Source organism: Bacillus songklensis, from assembly GCF_042649685.1.
GTDB classification, from domain to species: Bacteria; Bacillota; Bacilli; order Bacillales; family Bacillaceae_H; genus Bacillus_BA; species Bacillus_BA songklensis.
Genome location: NZ_JBHRZT010000059.1, coordinates 35,372 through 49,988 on the forward strand (window position 1 = coordinate 35,372; position 14,617 = coordinate 49,988).

Here is a 14,617-nt window from a genome sequence, read left to right on the forward strand (position 1 = left end):
ATTTTGTTTTTCTCTATCAGCGGGAAAAAAGGGAGATATATAAGCTCTTAAAAAGAGAAAATAAGAAGAGCCGTCATCAACCCTCGATATAGAATGTTAGTCTATTTCTAGAGGGGATTCCCATTCCTTAAAAACATGCTTGGAATCCCCTTTTAGCTAATAATATTCTTTATCAGTAAACTTTTGGTTTAACTGATTTCGAAAGTATAATTGAACCATTTTCATCATTTCCTCCTCATTCATACTCTGAATAAGTCGATGTAAATCAGATCCACTCATTTTTAATAAATAAGATGAGATAAAAGCATCAACATCTTCATCATCACGTACAAGGTGATCTTGAAACCGGTTGTATAAAGCGCCAATCCAATCCATGCTATTCTCCTTTGAAAATTAGTTTGAAATTAAGAAATAAGTCTATCAAACTGTCCAGACATCTTAAAAAGAATCTTCATATTATGTAAGTAGGTCATCATATAGGTGAACTTATAATTGGAAGAGGGGACTTCTGTGGATAAGTACCTCATGTTTAGTTTAGCCAGTATGGGGTCTTTTACTCTGTTTCTTTTTGGCGGCTGGGACTATCTTTTAATGGTGTTGGTCGCTTCTGTAGTTATTGATTATGTAACAGGCGTTTTAGCGGCCTTTGTAGAAAAGCGATTGGCAAGTGAAATCGGTTTTAGGGGGATCGCTCAAAAGGTCATTATTTTTACACTCGTAGCCGTTGCTCATTTTACCGATACATTGCTTTGGGATAACCATTTAATCAGAGATGCAACCATCTTGTTTTACATTATGAATGAACTCCTTTCAATTACTGAAAATGCCGGAGCTGCTGGTTTGCCGATTCCGCAATTTTTGATAAAAGCCATTTCTCAATTGAAAAATCGCCTGAAGTAAGAAACCACGGATCCTTATGCATAAATTCCCGGTTGAGAGGGATAAGAAAAGTAAAATACCTTGAGTATAAGGGGCTGGTTTTCTTGGATAATCAAAAAAAGACATACTATATTACGGTAGGGACAGGTGAAATTTCTCAACTAAAGTCTGTGTCTGAATGGAACTATAAAATTGAGGCAACAGATGAGGAAATCACTAAGTTAAGAGAGTACTTCGATCAAAATTATTCCAGCGATTGGCAAGGATTCTTTAGAGCGCATGTTCCTTATTTACAATACCACTATGACCGACAAAATGATGGATATGATGAAACGATGATAAGAATATATGATATGCTGTATAAGCTTGGAGACGATGAAACAAAAGACCATATTGCACAAATGGGAATCTTGTCTCGAAATCAACCGAACGAGTAATTCTGTTTCGAACGGAGGGTGGCCCAAAAGCACTAAAAAGCGTGCTCTCAGGTCACCCTCCTATAATGAATAGGGGTTTGGGATCAAAAGATTTGGTCTTTATTAGGATTTGATTTTAGCAGCAGGGTATTTAAAATAAGGATAAAGATTAAAAATAAATGGAGTTTGAAGACGATATGTACACATTTAAAGATGCATATAACAATCAGGTATTTCTTTCTTTTGACAGTCAGGCGTTTTCCAAAACTCCTCGTCATGTTTGGGTCGTTTGTCGATATCAAGACGAATGGCTATTAACAAATCATTCAACGAGAGGGTGGGAGTTTCCGGGAGGAAAAGTAGAAGAAGGAGAAACACCAGAAGAGGCAGCCGCAAGAGAAGTACTTGAAGAAACAGGAGGGATCATAGAAAATCTCACCTATATTGGTCAATACAAAGTGGCCAGTAAAGAAAAGACCATCATCAAAGATATTTATTTCGCTCATGTGAAGGCTCTTATCCAAAGGCAATCTTATTTAGAGACGAAAGGCCCCGTTTTGCTAGAAAGCTTTCCAGACAATATCAAGAAGAACGAGACGTTTAGTTTTATTATGAAAGATAATGTTTTACAGTATGTATTAAAGTATATAAATTTTCATAAGTTGATTAACTAGCATAGAGAAAGGGAAGGGCCCACAAGATGAAAATAAATTATTTTCAGGTGGGCAATGTTTAGCCGGCTTCGATTTTGAAGACATTCCATAAGAACGAGTATCAACATGATTTTTTACTAAATTCTTTGATTTTAGCTATGTTAAAGTCTAGTGTGCGAGGGAGACACAAAGGGCGAATTTTTCCCTTTGTGCCTTCCTCTTTTTTATTCTTTGATTAATCTTTTTTCAATATAGGCAACCACTTGATACATAATGGTGGCAAATACGGCAATGAGAATCAGGCTTAAAAGGACAAGAGTAAAGTTGAATACTTGGAATCCATAAATGATCATATAGCCTAACCCTTTACCTGATACGAGAAACTCTCCGACAATGACCCCTACCCATGATAGCCCCACATTTACTTTAAAGGTAGAGATAATAACGGGAAAAGAGGCAGGCAGCACAGCTTCCCTAAAGCATTGATTTCTTGTAGCCCCGAATGTTTGAAGCAATTTTAAATAGTTTGGATCGACTTCTTTAAATGATGTATATACAACGATAGCAGTAATGATGACGGAGATAATGGCTCCCATTGTTAAAATGGAAAAGAAACCAGGACCGATTGCCACAATGAGAATAGGCCCTAATGCAACCTTAGGCATGGCGTTTAAAATGACAAGGTATGGATCAAGAATTTTAGCGAGACGGGGTGACCACCACAAAATTGCTGCTAGTGCTATGCCTGCTAATGTTCCAAGTAAAAAACCTAGAAGTGTTTCAAATAATGTAATACTTATATGTTCAAGTAAAGAGCCATCAGATATTTTCTTTAAAAAGAGACCCCAAATCTTCGAGGGAGAACTAAAGATAAGGGGATCAATCCAACGGCTGGTAGAGGCAAGTTCCCAGCTGACAAAAAAACAGAGAAAGATAAGAAACTGGAAGAACAGGATAAAGCTTTTTTCTTTTTTCAGTCGGTATAAATACTGTTGGTGAAGGAGGTTAATCGGCTGTTTTGGTTTCAAGTTCATCAAGCTCCTTCCAAATTCGCTGAAACAAAGAGTTATAGGCGGGATGCTGTCTGGCTTCTAATGGAGAGAGCTGTCTCAACTCCCTAGGAACAATGAAGGTTTTGACAATTTTTCCGGGTCTTGCAGAGAAGAGAAAAATGCGATCACTCATGGCGATGGCTTCCCCAATATCGTGGGTAACCAATAAAGAAGTTTTACCGAATGAATGTAGTGTCTGAGAAACAAGCTCCTCCAGTTTGAGCTTTGTTTGAAAATCGAGGGCTGAGAACGGCTCATCCAGCAATAGAATGTGAGGATTGATTGCTAGTGTCCGCACAAGGGCGGCACGTTGGCGCATACCGCCTGACAGCTGGCGGGGATAGTAAGAATCGACTCCTTTCAGTCCGATCTGCTCCAACAACTTTAATGCGCTCTCTTCATTCTCTTTTGACCACTCATTCATCATTTTTAAGCCGATCATGATGTTTTCTTTTATGGTCTTCCATGGGAACAGATAGTCTTGTTGCAGCATGTATCCGATTCGTGATTTCATTTGTTGGATATTTTTTTCATCTAATGTAACTTTCCCTTCGGTTGGGGAAATGAGACCGGCAATGATCGATAATAATGTTGTTTTTCCGCAGCCGCTGGGACCGAGAAATGAAATAAACTCTCCTTCTTCAATCGTCAAACTGATGTTTTCTAAAGCGGTAGTAGCTGATTGTTTCGTGAAGTACGTGTGGTTGAGCTGGTGAATCCGTAATGTTGCCATGTACGAATCCTCCTTACTCTTTCATGATTTTTTCTGCAATGGATGTGTTGACTAACGTGTCATGTGATACCTCTTTCGGAAGTTCTCCGGCTTCATCCATAATATTTTGTAAATTATTCCACTCTTTTTCGTCTAAGATAGGATTTTGTGCATAGGATCCTTGAGATTTATAACGTTCAACCACTGTTTCGATGATATCAATTGGTGTATCTTCGAATTGGCTCTCAATGGACTTGGCGATTTCTTGGGCGCTATGAGAATCCACCCATTTTTGGGCTTTATAAATAGCACGTGTAAACTTTTCAGCTACTTCCGGATTTTCGTTTAAGAAACTCTGTTTTGCCATAAATGTAGTGTACGGCACATGGCCAGATTCTTCTCCAAAGGAAGCAACAATGTATCCTTTTCCTTCTTTTTCAAAAATACTGGCAGTCGGCTCAAACAATTGAACGTAATCGCCTGTACCGGATGCAAAAGCATTAGCAATATTAGCGAAATCTACATTTTGAATTAAATTTAAATCTTGATGAGGATCAATTCCATGTCTTTTTAAAACAAATTCTCCAACCATCTGCGGCATTCCGCCTTTACGCTGACCGAGGAAGGTTGCTCCTTTCAACTGATCCCATGTGAAATTTTCGACTTTGTTTCTAGATACTAAAAAAGTTCCGTCCGTTTGAGTTAATTGGGCAAAGTTTGTTACCGGATCGCTTGAACCCTGGGCATATACGTAGATGGATGTTTCTGAGCCGACTAAGGCGATGTCAATCCCATCTGATAACAAGGCCGTCATCGTTTTGTCGCCGCCCCATGTCGTTTTTAAATCGACCTTGAGTCCTTGTTCTTCAAAAAAGCCTTCAGATACAGCGATATATTGAGGAGCATAAAAAAGCGAGTGAGTGACTTCTCCTATACGAACGGTATGGACTTCCTCTTTCTTGCCGCAACCGACAAGCGGAAAAAGAAGACCGAAAATCAATAAAGCTGTAAGTAGCCATTTTCCTTTTCTTTGCATTGTTTATACCTCCTTTGTGATAGTTGCCTATGAGTAAAGTATGAAAATGGGGAAACTTGTGTGAATGCCCAGAAAAAATATTTGAGGTTGAATAAGAGAACTAGTTGTTTGAAAAGGTGGGGACAGAGGATAATAAAGTAAGAAAACAGTGATTTGCAAGAAATGAACAAAGGACAACATGCAGGAGAGATTGACAATGTATAGTGACCTATTAATAACAAAGCAGCGCTTTCCTTCCCCTAATCCGAATATTGAATTACATATTGTAACCTATACGTGTAATGGGTTGAAAATTAAAGGGTTATTGGCTGAACCAAAGCAAGAAGGACGTTATGATGGCTTTTTGTATCTGCGTGGAGGAATTAAAAATGTCGGCATGGTTCGTCCGGGCAGAATCGTACAATTTGCGTCTGAAGGATTTGTGGTTATGGCTCCTTTTTATAGAGGAAATCAGGGCGGGGAAGGCAATGAAGATTTTGCCGGTGAAGACCGGTACGATGCACTTGCTGCTTTACAGTTGTTGTACACGCATCCAAAAGTGGACAAGGAAAGGGTACATGTATTCGGCTTTTCACGCGGCGGGGTGATGGCATTATTCACATCCATCCTAGAACCTCGCATCCGCTCGCTTGCTTTATGGGGAGGTGTAACCGACATGGTTTTGACATACGAAGAACGAAAGGATCTGCGCCGTATGATGAAACGGGTAATCGGCGGCACACCGCAAAAGTATCCGGAGCGATATAAATGGCGGACACCTTTATATGAGGCAGAACAGATAGAAGCGCCTGTTCTCCTGATTCATGGAAGAAGAGATGAAAACGTATCGGTAGAGCATGCGTATCGATTGGAAAAGAGACTGAAAGAATTGGGGAAAAGCGTCACAACCTGGTACTTTGATCAGTTTACTCATTATTTTCCCCCTGCTCACAATCGCCAGACAGTTAAACGGTTGACAGAGTGGATGAAAAACCAATAGAAGTTATGCTACTATATAAGTCCATTCAAGATGTAGATGTAAGAACAGAAAGGCCATAAATAGGATAAACAAACAGCAAAAGCTGATGTTGAAAAATTAATGAGGAAGAAATGGAGAATCAGAAATGGGAATGCCGCTTGAATTAAACACTATGATTGTGACAAAAGGAAAAGAAACACGTTTACAGGATAATTTATTTTCACTTGAAAAAGAAGGGTACCGCCTTTATCCATTAGATATCCCGATTGAAATTCGCAAAACGAAAACCGGAGAAAACAATGGAACAGCATTGATTCGGAAAGTAGAGCTTTCCAATGACAAAACGGTCATCACGTATGAGCTTGTCTCATTGAACTCAACGAATTAAAAAGAGGCTGACCTATAAGTTCAAAAAAATGATGGGTTTTATGTTTTATGCAAAATGGACCGTCAATCAAAACCCTTGGTATTAATGGATTTATATAACGGTCCATTTTGCGTGGGGTGACTCAAAAGGAGCGATTTTCCTCCTTTTGAGTCACCCCCTTTTATCTTTAGCTGATAAAAAGTATGGCTGCGTTTTTAACGCATATGTGCAACTAATTAACAGCTGGTGTGGAGGTATTTACCTCTTTATACTAAAGGACCGCCTAGTTCTGCAATCTCTTCTGGAACGTTAGAGAACTTTTTAAAGTTTTCTTGGAATTTTTGTGCTAACTCTTTCGCTTTTTGTTCGTAATCTTCTTGGCTATCCCATGTTTTTGAGGGCTGTAACACTTCATCCGGCACTCCAGGAACATGTGCAGGAATGTTCAGGCCGAAAATCGGATCTTTTATTGTTTCAACATTTGTCAGCTCACCTTCAAGGGCTGATTGGACCATCGCTCTTGTATAAGCTAATTTCATGCGTTGTCCCACACCGTATTCTCCACCTGTCCATCCGGTATTGACAAGATATACATTCACATTGTGCTCATCAATTTTCTCTCCAAGCATTTCCGCATAGGTTGTAGCTGGAAGAGGGAGAAACGGTGAACCAAAGCAAGTTGAGAAGGTTGCTTGCGGGGATGTCACACCGCGCTCTGTTCCGGCAAGCTTGCTTGTATATCCACTTAAGAAGTGGTACATGGCTTGTTCTTTTGCTAATTTGCTGATTGGAGGCAATACACCAAAAGCGTCAGCTGTTAAAAACACGATCGTTGTCGGGTGTCCTGCCACACTTGGATCGACGATATTGTCAATCGCTTGTAGAGGATAAGCCGCACGTGTATTTTCTGTTAGCATATTATCATCATAGTCAGGAAGACGACTGTCGTGGTCAATGATCACGTTTTCTAATACAGCTCCAAAACGGATGGCATCATAAATCTGCGGCTCTTTCTCTTTAGATAAATTGATGCATTTCGCATAGCAGCCGCCTTCTATATTGAATACTCCAGAGTTTGACCAACCGTGCTCATCGTCACCGATTAAACGGCGATTTGGATCGGCGGATAGAGTGGTTTTTCCTGTACCGGAAAGACCAAAAAATAAAGCTACGTCGCCTTCTTGGCCAACATTGGCTGAACAGTGCATCGATAAAATATTGTTTTCCGGAAGAAGATAGTTCATAACAGAGAAAATGGATTTCTTGATTTCTCCCGCGTATTCCGTACCGCCGATTAAAACGACTTTACGCTCAAATGAGATAATGATGAATGTCTCTGAATTTGTACCGTCCACTACCGGATCCGCTTTAAAGTTGGGGGCGGAAATTACCGTAAACTCCGCTTCATGAGAAATAAGTTCTTCTTTTGATGGACGAATGAATAGCTGATGAGCGAATAGATTATGCCATGCATATTCATTAACGACGCGAATTGGCAAACGGTACTTTAAATCTGCTCCCGCATAGCCGTTAAATACGAATAATTCTTTTTGTTCTTTTAAGTATGTTAAAACTTTTTTATAAAGAGCATCGAATTTTTCAGAAGAAAACGGTTTGTTCACTTTTCCCCAGTCGATTTTTTCTTTAGTAGATGCTTCTTCTACAATAAATTTATCTTCTGGGGAACGGCCTGTATATTTGCCTGTCTCAGCGCGAACAGCACCAGAAGAAGTAAGCAGGCCTTCACGGCGGGATAAGACTTTCTCAACTAGCTGAGGAACTGATAAATTATGATGAACTGTCGGCGATTGAAGAAGTTCGGTTAATTCAATAGAAACATCCACTGTACTCATATTTAATACCATCCTTTTATTTAAAGTTTAATTAAATGTTTGATTAGTAAACTTATAAATTAGTATAACACATTTATAAAAATAGTCTATACTATTTGAAATTAAATGTTCATATATAATGCAAAAATGGACAGTTTTTAAAGAAAATTCATAATTTAACCCAACCTAGAAGATATATTACTTTCGTTTTATTAAGGAACAATGTTGAGTTATAAATGATTGGTTCATTCTTTTACATAGGCCAGACCTTAATAACAGACTTAATGCAATTTTTCTATTACTTATGTGGATTCATATAAATATTTTATTGACATGATTCAGCGTTTTAAGGTATGATATGTCCTTGAACGGATACTCTCTTATCCCGAGCTGGTGGAGGGACAGGCCCTATGAAACCCAGCAACCATCGCCATACATATTAAATATTTGGTGATAAGGTGCTAACCTGATGCAAGGCTCTTGCCCTTGATCGATAAGAGTGAAAGGCGCTAGTGAAGATACAAACCTTTCCTCAGTAAGGAAAGGTTTTTTATATTTTTGTTTCAATAAAATGCGTTATTTTTATGAATAATAAGGGAATGAGTACCGTATCTTTTAGGTTTACAGTTAAAAGGAGGAATACTGATGTCAACAAAACGTCGTTTATTTACATCAGAGTCAGTAACAGAAGGACATCCGGATAAAATTTGTGACCAAATTTCTGACTCGATTCTTGATGCGATTTTAGCAAAAGACCCTAATGCACGTGTTGCTTGTGAAACATCTGTGACTACAGGTTTAGTATTAGTAAGTGGTGAAATCACTACATCTACATATGTAGACATCCCAAAAATCGTTCGTGAAACAGTTCGTGAAATCGGCTATACCCGGGCAAAATATGGTTTCGATGCTGAAACTTGTGCGGTTTTAACATCTATCGATGAGCAATCACCTGATATTGCAATGGGTGTTGACCAGGCGTTAGAAGCTCGTGAAGGTCAGATGACAGACGAGCAAATCGAAGCCATCGGTGCGGGTGACCAAGGTTTAATGTTCGGCTATGCCAATAACGAAACAAAAGAGCTTATGCCTCTTCCAATTTCATTGGCTCACAAGCTTGCGCGTCGTTTAACAGAAGTGCGTAAAGAAGAAATTTTACCTTATCTTCGTCCAGATGGTAAAACCCAAGTAACAGTTGAGTATGATGAGAACGACAAGCCGGTTCGTATCGATACAATCGTTATCTCAACACAACATCATCCTGAAATTACATTAGAGCAAATTCAACGCAACTTGAAAGAATATGTTATTAATCCGGTTGTTCCAAAAGAACTCATTGATGAAGAGACAAAATACTTCATCAATCCGACAGGACGTTTCGTCATCGGCGGTCCTCAAGGTGATGCTGGTTTAACAGGCCGTAAAATTATCGTAGATACTTACGGCGGTTATGCACGTCATGGCGGTGGTGCATTCTCTGGTAAGGATCCTACAAAAGTAGACCGTTCTGCTGCATATGCGGCTCGTTACGTTGCGAAAAACATCGTAGCAGCTGGATTAGCGGATAAATGTGAAGTGCAATTGGCATATGCAATTGGTGTGGCAAAACCAGTTTCCATTTCAGTTGACACTTTCGGTACAGGTACAGTATCTGAAGATGTATTAGTCGAATTAGTACGTGAAAACTTTGACTTACGTCCGGCGGGTATCATTAAGATGCTTGACTTGCGTCGTCCGCTTTATAAGCAAACAGCTGCTTATGGTCACTTTGGCCGCAATGATCTTGACCTTCCTTGGGAGCGTACAGATAAAGCAGAAGCTTTAAAAGCACAAGCTGCTGGTAAATAATAGATGTGAATCCACATAAATCATTTAATATAAGCAAAAAACGCTCATGTTAAATGATTTACGCATAAGCGGCTGACAAGCTCCCTTACGGGTTCTTGTTAGCCGCTTTTATACGAGGACCTGTATATTCGGGGATGCAAGGCAGAATGGCGTGAATAGAGGAAGAATTGATAGCGAATGTTAAAGCATGAACGTGGATTCATCTAAAAAACATCCGATCCATTTGGATCGGATGTTTTTATTTGGTGTACCAAAGAATGCGTTACATAAGAAATAAATTATGCTAATTGAATCGACTGTGTTTGGTCTGCAACAGCTAATTCATATTGCGCCAACAAACCATCAAAAATAGTTTCCCATGTTTGAGTTAAGGCGTATTGCCTGGCCTGATGACTAAGCTGCATGCGTTTATGCAGATTCTCCAGGCATAGGCTAATATAATGAACAAACTGTTCGACAGAATCGGGGTTGCATAAATAACCTGTTCGGTCATGTTGAAGGATATGCTTTACTCCACCGGCATTAGCAGCAATAGCAGGTGTTCCCGATGCTAAAGACTCTAATATGACATTTCCGAACGTTTCCGTCACAGATGGAAAAACAAACAAATCGGAAGCTGCATATACCCTGGCTAATTGCTCACCTTGAAGAAAGCCTGTAAACGTCATATGCTCGAGTGCTTCTTTGTGCAATTTCTCCTTTAAAGGGCCATCTCCTACAATGAGCCAGTGGACTTGATGCTTGATGTGCGGGGGCAAAGACCTGGCGATATTCATTAGTAGCTGCAAGTTTTTTTCAGGAGCAAGGCGCCCGACATACGTTAAAATGTAAGGCCGTTTAATATTATATCTAATCCGTACATCAAAACGATCATAATGAGGGTGAAATAATGTGTGATCCACACCTCTGGACCAAATGGAAATATTGGTAAATCCATGACGGTGAAGCTGCTCCTTTGTTGATTGAGAGGGAACGAAGAGAGTTCTTAAAGGACGATGGAACCAATTCATATATTTCCAAAGCAAGGGGGAGAGAAACTCCAAATCGTAATATTTCAAATACTGATCGAAGTCGGTATGATAAGAGCCGACAATAGGAATATTCATTTTTTTGGCATAATGCAGACCGCAAAGCCCTATATTAAAAGGTGTTGCTACATGAATGATATCTGGCTGAAAGGCCTGCAAGCTTGCTTTCATTTTGAGCATGTTAGGCAACGCCAGGCGGCATTCAGGGTACAAGAAAAAGGGCAGACTTGCAAAGCGATAGATTTGTGCAGAAAATAAGTTATGATTGGTGCTCTCTGGGGCAAACACCAGAAAGGGACTATTCTTCGTTTTTAAATAATCCGTAAATCGTTTTAAAGTATTGGCAACACCATTTACATCAGGTGCAAAAGTGTCTGTAAATAAAGCGATTTTCATTGTATCCCTCCCTATAAATTGCTTGCAGTTTCTATTTTTGACCTTGTTGAAACATGATGGCTGAGCCCGCTTATTAAAAAAGGGCGAACGATAGGAATCCAACAGACGTTCCCAGTACCATTCCCGCCAATACATCGGTAGGATAATGAAGGCCAAGGTAAATTCTTGATAAACCAACACTGCAACCTATGGGCAGCAATACAAGTGCAGAGGCAGGATAGGAAAGGATAATGGGTGTGATAACGGAAAAGACAGCTGTTGAATGCCCGGAAGGAAAAGAATGGTCTTGCAGCGGATTTTCTAAAACTTTTGTGCCGGCAAGTTCCAAGTAAGGCCGCTTTCGCGGATATATTTTTTTGGCTATAGCAACAGGAATATGGCTCAAAGCGAGAGCGAATGCACTCGCATATGATGTGGCTTTAAGATTTCCAGTTATCAGAAACATCAGCAGGAGAACGGAAGAAATCGTGATAGCTGCGCCTCCAAAGTGGGTAATAGTTCGAAAATAGAAGTTTAACCATTTACGATCAAAATGTTGGTTGAGTGTTTTGAATAAGTGACATTCAACATCATGAAGGTGACGAACGATTTTTGCCATAAGTCGTGTAAACCCCTTTTTATCTGTTTTTACAAATAATTGTAAAGGGGAATTATGTAGGCAGTAATAAGATAATGTAAATTAAAGAGACGGAATATTTACAAAAAAATAAAACAACTTTAAAATCCTTAGAAAGAGATTTTAAAGTTGTTTACAATACTAAAGGTCATTCATGATTTCTTCTGGAGAGTTTTATAATATTGGCCTTTTTCTACATAACTTCGGCGGATTCGGGCCATTTCTTTTAAGTCTTCCTCTGTTAACTCCCTCACTACTTTCGCGGGGCGTCCTATAGCCAGGGTATGGGGAGGAATTTTTTTGCCGGGTGGTACAAGGCTGCCGGCTCCAATGAATGCTCCTTCACCAATTTCGGCTCCATCTAATATAATGGACCCCATTCCTACCAAGGCATTTTTACGTACAATAGCACTATGTAAAATAACCTGATGCCCAACTGTCACATCATCTTCGATAATAAGAGGGCGGTCTGGACTTTGATGAAGCGTTGATTGATCTTGGATATTCACACGACTGCCAATAATGGTTGGTGCCACATCCCCTCGAATGACAGTATTGAACCAAATGCTACTTTCCTCTCCAATCACCACATCTCCTGTAATGGTTACATAATCGGCTACAAAAGCGGTATCCGCAATTTGGGGGCTTTTTCCTTCATATTCATACATCATTTTTTCTCCCATCCTTTCATGTAAGTTGAAAAAAAAGCGTAAATATTCTAATGTAAGTGTACAAACTTTTTTATAATAGGTAAATATTGAAACGGAAAGGAAGTACAGTATATGTGGAAATGGGAAGCTGAATATCCTAGAGGAGTCATGGTAATGGTTCATGGAGCTGCAGAGCATCATGGACGTTACCGCTGGCTCATCGAGATGTGGCGCTCCATTGGTTTGCACGTCGTAATGGGGGACCTTCCCGGCCAAGGATTAACCACGAGAAGACGAGGGCACATTGTATCGTTTGATGAGTATATTGAAGCGGTCGAAGCATGGGTGAAGGAAGCGCAAAAGTACGATCTTCCTATCTTTTTGCTTGGCCATAGTATGGGAGGCCTTGCTGTTATTCGCACTTTACAAGAAAAGCGGCTGCCAATTTGGGGAGCTATTCTTTCTTCACCTGCACTCGGCTTAATCCAATATCCTCCTGCTTATATGGAATTTTTATCAAAAGGTTTGAATAAGCTTCTTCCAGAAATGCTATTTGATTCTCACTTATCGGCAGAAAAAGTGACGCGAAATCCAGAGATGCGTGAACAGGACGAAAATGATTCTTTGTATGTCACCAAGGTGTCTGTTCGCTGGTATCGGGAATTTACGAATGCGATGAATTTAGCCTTTAAAAATATTGAGAAACTGCCTGACCTTCCTGTTTTACTCATGCAGGCAGGTGAAGATAAAGTGGTTGATAAACAAATTGTCAAACAGTGGTTTGATGAACTGGATATTAGTGAAAAGATTTATAAAGAATGGCAAGAACTTTATCATGAAATTTTTAACGAACCTGAAAAAGATGATGTTTTTCTATATGCAAAAAGTTTTGTTGAATTGCATTTATAAATGAAACTCTTATTTTGAAGATTGGTGGTGAAAGAATGAAAATCCCTTCGCATCCATTTTCATTAATGAAAATGGTCTATCGTGATGTACTGCCGGTTGTACATGAAGAATTGGCCAACTGGCGGATATATGCAGAGTCCATCCCAAATGAGGAATTACGTAACCAGGCATTAGCGAGTATCCAATCTAAGACCTTCCATTGCGAAGGGGGCGCAATTTTATCCCTTCTCGCAAAAGAAAAGAGAAGAGAATGTATTCGGTTTATTGTTGCGTATCAAACAATCAGCGATTATTTGGATAACTTGTGTGACCGAAGTACTTCCCTCGATGCAGAAGACTTTGCTGCGCTTCATGAATCGATGCCCCATGCTTTGCAGCCTCATGCCAATTTGAATAACTATTATCGTTTTCGGGAAGATCAAGAGGATGGAGGATATTTGCACGCACTTGTCAAAACATGTCAGGATGTGTTGAACGAACTTTCCAATTACCCTGTCATTGCTGATTATTTGTTGGAATTGGCCGGTTACTACTGTGATTTACAAGTACATAAACATGTAACAATAGAAGAAAGGGTTCCACGGCTTGAAAAGTGGTTTTCTTCTTATAAGCCGGATTTGCCAGAGATGGAATGGTATGAGTTTTCAGCATGTTCCGGCTCGACACTTGGTGTTTTTTGCCTCGTAGCGTACGCGTTTCAGGACAGCTTCACAAAAGCGGAGGCGGACAAAATTAGACAAGGCTACTTTCCGTATATTCAAGGATTACATATCTTATTAGATTATTTTATTGATCAGCAAGAAGATAAAGAAGGCGGGGACTTAAACTTTTGTTTTTATTACCCGCATGATGAAGTAATGGTACAGCGGTTTTATCACTTTGTGACAGAAGCGGACCGTCATATTCACGGATTGCCGCATGAGCGGTTCCATCGACTGATCAACCGGGGACTTTTAGGAATTTATTTATCCGATGATAAAGTAAATAAGCAAGAAAATATAAGACAGGCAGCCAAGAGAATAATAAGGGCAGGCGGATCGTTAAGTTATTTCTTTTACATGAATGCAAAGTTATATCGAAAATTAAGTAAAGCAAAATAAAAACAAGGAGAACGCTCCTTGTTTTTATTTTGCTTTATAAGAAAGTATAAATTGCACATTGACGCTGTCCAGCTGCGAAAGCTACATCCTACGGTCATTTCACTCCTTCCTTCAGAAGCAAAAAGCGCTTCTTTGTCAGGAGCTCCAATGCCCTATGGATGTAAG

General features: G+C 39.6%; 16 protein-coding genes and 1 riboswitch. Of the genes, 8 read left to right on the top strand and 8 right to left on the bottom strand.

Going from position 1 to position 14,617, the window contains the following annotated elements; genetic code table 11:
• Positions 1–156 precede the first annotated feature (156 nt).
• Entirely contained in the window at positions 157–375 is a 219-nt protein-coding gene (locus ACFOU2_RS15020; RefSeq protein WP_377916492.1) for a DUF6154 family protein, read from the bottom strand.
• Between the two features lie 135 nt (positions 376–510).
• On the opposite strand from ACFOU2_RS15020, the gene ACFOU2_RS15025 reads away from it, so the two are divergent.
• The 3 genes from ACFOU2_RS15025 (at position 511) to ytkD (ending at position 1,969) form a co-directional block, all read left to right on the top strand.
• Positions 511–900, top strand: a complete 390-nt coding sequence (locus tag ACFOU2_RS15025; RefSeq protein ID WP_377916494.1) for a phage holin family protein — start codon at positions 511–513, stop codon at positions 898–900.
• 83 nt (positions 901–983) lie between these two features.
• Entirely contained in the window at positions 984–1,316 is a 333-nt protein-coding gene (locus ACFOU2_RS15030) for a hydrolase (RefSeq protein ID WP_377916496.1), read from the top strand.
• Positions 1,317–1,492: 176 nt separating this feature from the next.
• On the top strand, positions 1,493–1,969 hold the full coding sequence (ytkD, locus tag ACFOU2_RS15035) for an RNA deprotection pyrophosphohydrolase (protein ID WP_377916498.1): 477 nt from the start codon (positions 1,493–1,495) through the stop codon (positions 1,967–1,969).
• A 203-nt stretch (positions 1,970–2,172) separates the two neighbouring features.
• Here the strand turns inward: ytkD and ACFOU2_RS15040 are convergent, their stop codons facing one another.
• From ACFOU2_RS15040 to ACFOU2_RS15050, 3 genes are read right to left on the bottom strand one after another with little or no spacing between them, the layout of a single operon-like run.
• Complete coding sequence (locus ACFOU2_RS15040) at positions 2,173–2,982, bottom strand: ABC transporter permease (protein ID WP_377916501.1); 810 nt, start codon at positions 2,980–2,982, stop codon at positions 2,173–2,175.
• On the bottom strand, positions 2,954–3,733 hold the full coding sequence (locus tag ACFOU2_RS15045) for an ABC transporter ATP-binding protein (protein ID WP_377916503.1): 780 nt from the start codon (positions 3,731–3,733) through the stop codon (positions 2,954–2,956). Before ACFOU2_RS15045 ends, ACFOU2_RS15040 begins: the two co-directional genes overlap by 29 nt.
• 13 nt (positions 3,734–3,746) lie before the next feature.
• Complete coding sequence (locus tag ACFOU2_RS15050) at positions 3,747–4,748, bottom strand: ABC transporter substrate-binding protein (RefSeq protein ID WP_377916505.1); 1,002 nt, start codon at positions 4,746–4,748, stop codon at positions 3,747–3,749.
• Between the two features lie 196 nt (positions 4,749–4,944).
• Here ACFOU2_RS15050 and ACFOU2_RS15055 point away from each other — a divergent pair, with 196 nt between their 5' ends.
• Positions 4,945–5,727 (top strand): alpha/beta hydrolase family protein, encoded by a 783-nt coding sequence (locus tag ACFOU2_RS15055; protein ID WP_377916507.1) that lies wholly within the window; start codon positions 4,945–4,947, stop codon positions 5,725–5,727.
• A gap of 124 nt (positions 5,728–5,851) precedes the next feature.
• On the top strand, positions 5,852–6,094 hold the full coding sequence (locus tag ACFOU2_RS15060) for a DUF2584 domain-containing protein (RefSeq protein ID WP_377916509.1): 243 nt from the start codon (positions 5,852–5,854) through the stop codon (positions 6,092–6,094).
• A gap of 245 nt (positions 6,095–6,339) precedes the next feature.
• Here the strand turns inward: ACFOU2_RS15060 and pckA are convergent, their stop codons facing one another.
• Positions 6,340–7,926, bottom strand: a complete 1,587-nt coding sequence (gene pckA, locus ACFOU2_RS15065; RefSeq protein WP_377916511.1) for a phosphoenolpyruvate carboxykinase (ATP) — start codon at positions 7,924–7,926, stop codon at positions 6,340–6,342.
• A 356-nt stretch (positions 7,927–8,282) separates the two neighbouring features.
• A riboswitch (SAM riboswitch) is annotated at positions 8,283–8,405 on the top strand.
• A 145-nt stretch (positions 8,406–8,550) separates the two neighbouring features.
• Here pckA and metK point away from each other — a divergent pair.
• On the top strand, positions 8,551–9,753 hold the full coding sequence (gene metK, locus ACFOU2_RS15070) for a methionine adenosyltransferase (protein ID WP_377916513.1): 1,203 nt from the start codon (positions 8,551–8,553) through the stop codon (positions 9,751–9,753).
• A 278-nt stretch (positions 9,754–10,031) separates the two neighbouring features.
• On the opposite strand, the gene ACFOU2_RS15075 is transcribed toward metK, so the two are convergent.
• From ACFOU2_RS15075 to ACFOU2_RS15085, 3 genes are all read right to left on the bottom strand, one after another.
• Complete coding sequence (locus tag ACFOU2_RS15075; RefSeq protein WP_377916515.1) at positions 10,032–11,177, bottom strand: glycosyltransferase family 4 protein; 1,146 nt, start codon at positions 11,175–11,177, stop codon at positions 10,032–10,034.
• Positions 11,178–11,250: 73 nt separating this feature from the next.
• Positions 11,251–11,775 (bottom strand): phosphatase PAP2 family protein, encoded by a 525-nt coding sequence (locus ACFOU2_RS15080; protein ID WP_377916517.1) that lies wholly within the window; start codon positions 11,773–11,775, stop codon positions 11,251–11,253.
• 170 nt (positions 11,776–11,945) lie between these two features.
• Complete coding sequence (locus ACFOU2_RS15085) at positions 11,946–12,464, bottom strand: gamma carbonic anhydrase (RefSeq protein ID WP_377916519.1); 519 nt, start codon at positions 12,462–12,464, stop codon at positions 11,946–11,948.
• A 111-nt stretch (positions 12,465–12,575) separates the two neighbouring features.
• Here ACFOU2_RS15085 and ACFOU2_RS15090 point away from each other — a divergent pair, with 111 nt between their 5' ends.
• Both ACFOU2_RS15090 and ACFOU2_RS15095 read left to right on the top strand, forming a co-directional pair.
• Positions 12,576–13,352 carry an alpha/beta hydrolase gene (locus ACFOU2_RS15090; protein ID WP_377916521.1) on the top strand — a complete coding sequence of 259 codons (777 nt, stop codon included), beginning with the start codon at positions 12,576–12,578 and terminating at the stop codon, positions 13,350–13,352.
• Positions 13,353–13,387: 35 nt separating this feature from the next.
• Positions 13,388–14,452 carry a tetraprenyl-beta-curcumene synthase family protein gene (locus ACFOU2_RS15095; RefSeq protein ID WP_377916523.1) on the top strand — a complete coding sequence of 355 codons (1,065 nt, stop codon included), beginning with the start codon at positions 13,388–13,390 and terminating at the stop codon, positions 14,450–14,452.
• Positions 14,453–14,617: the final 165 nt, after the last annotated feature.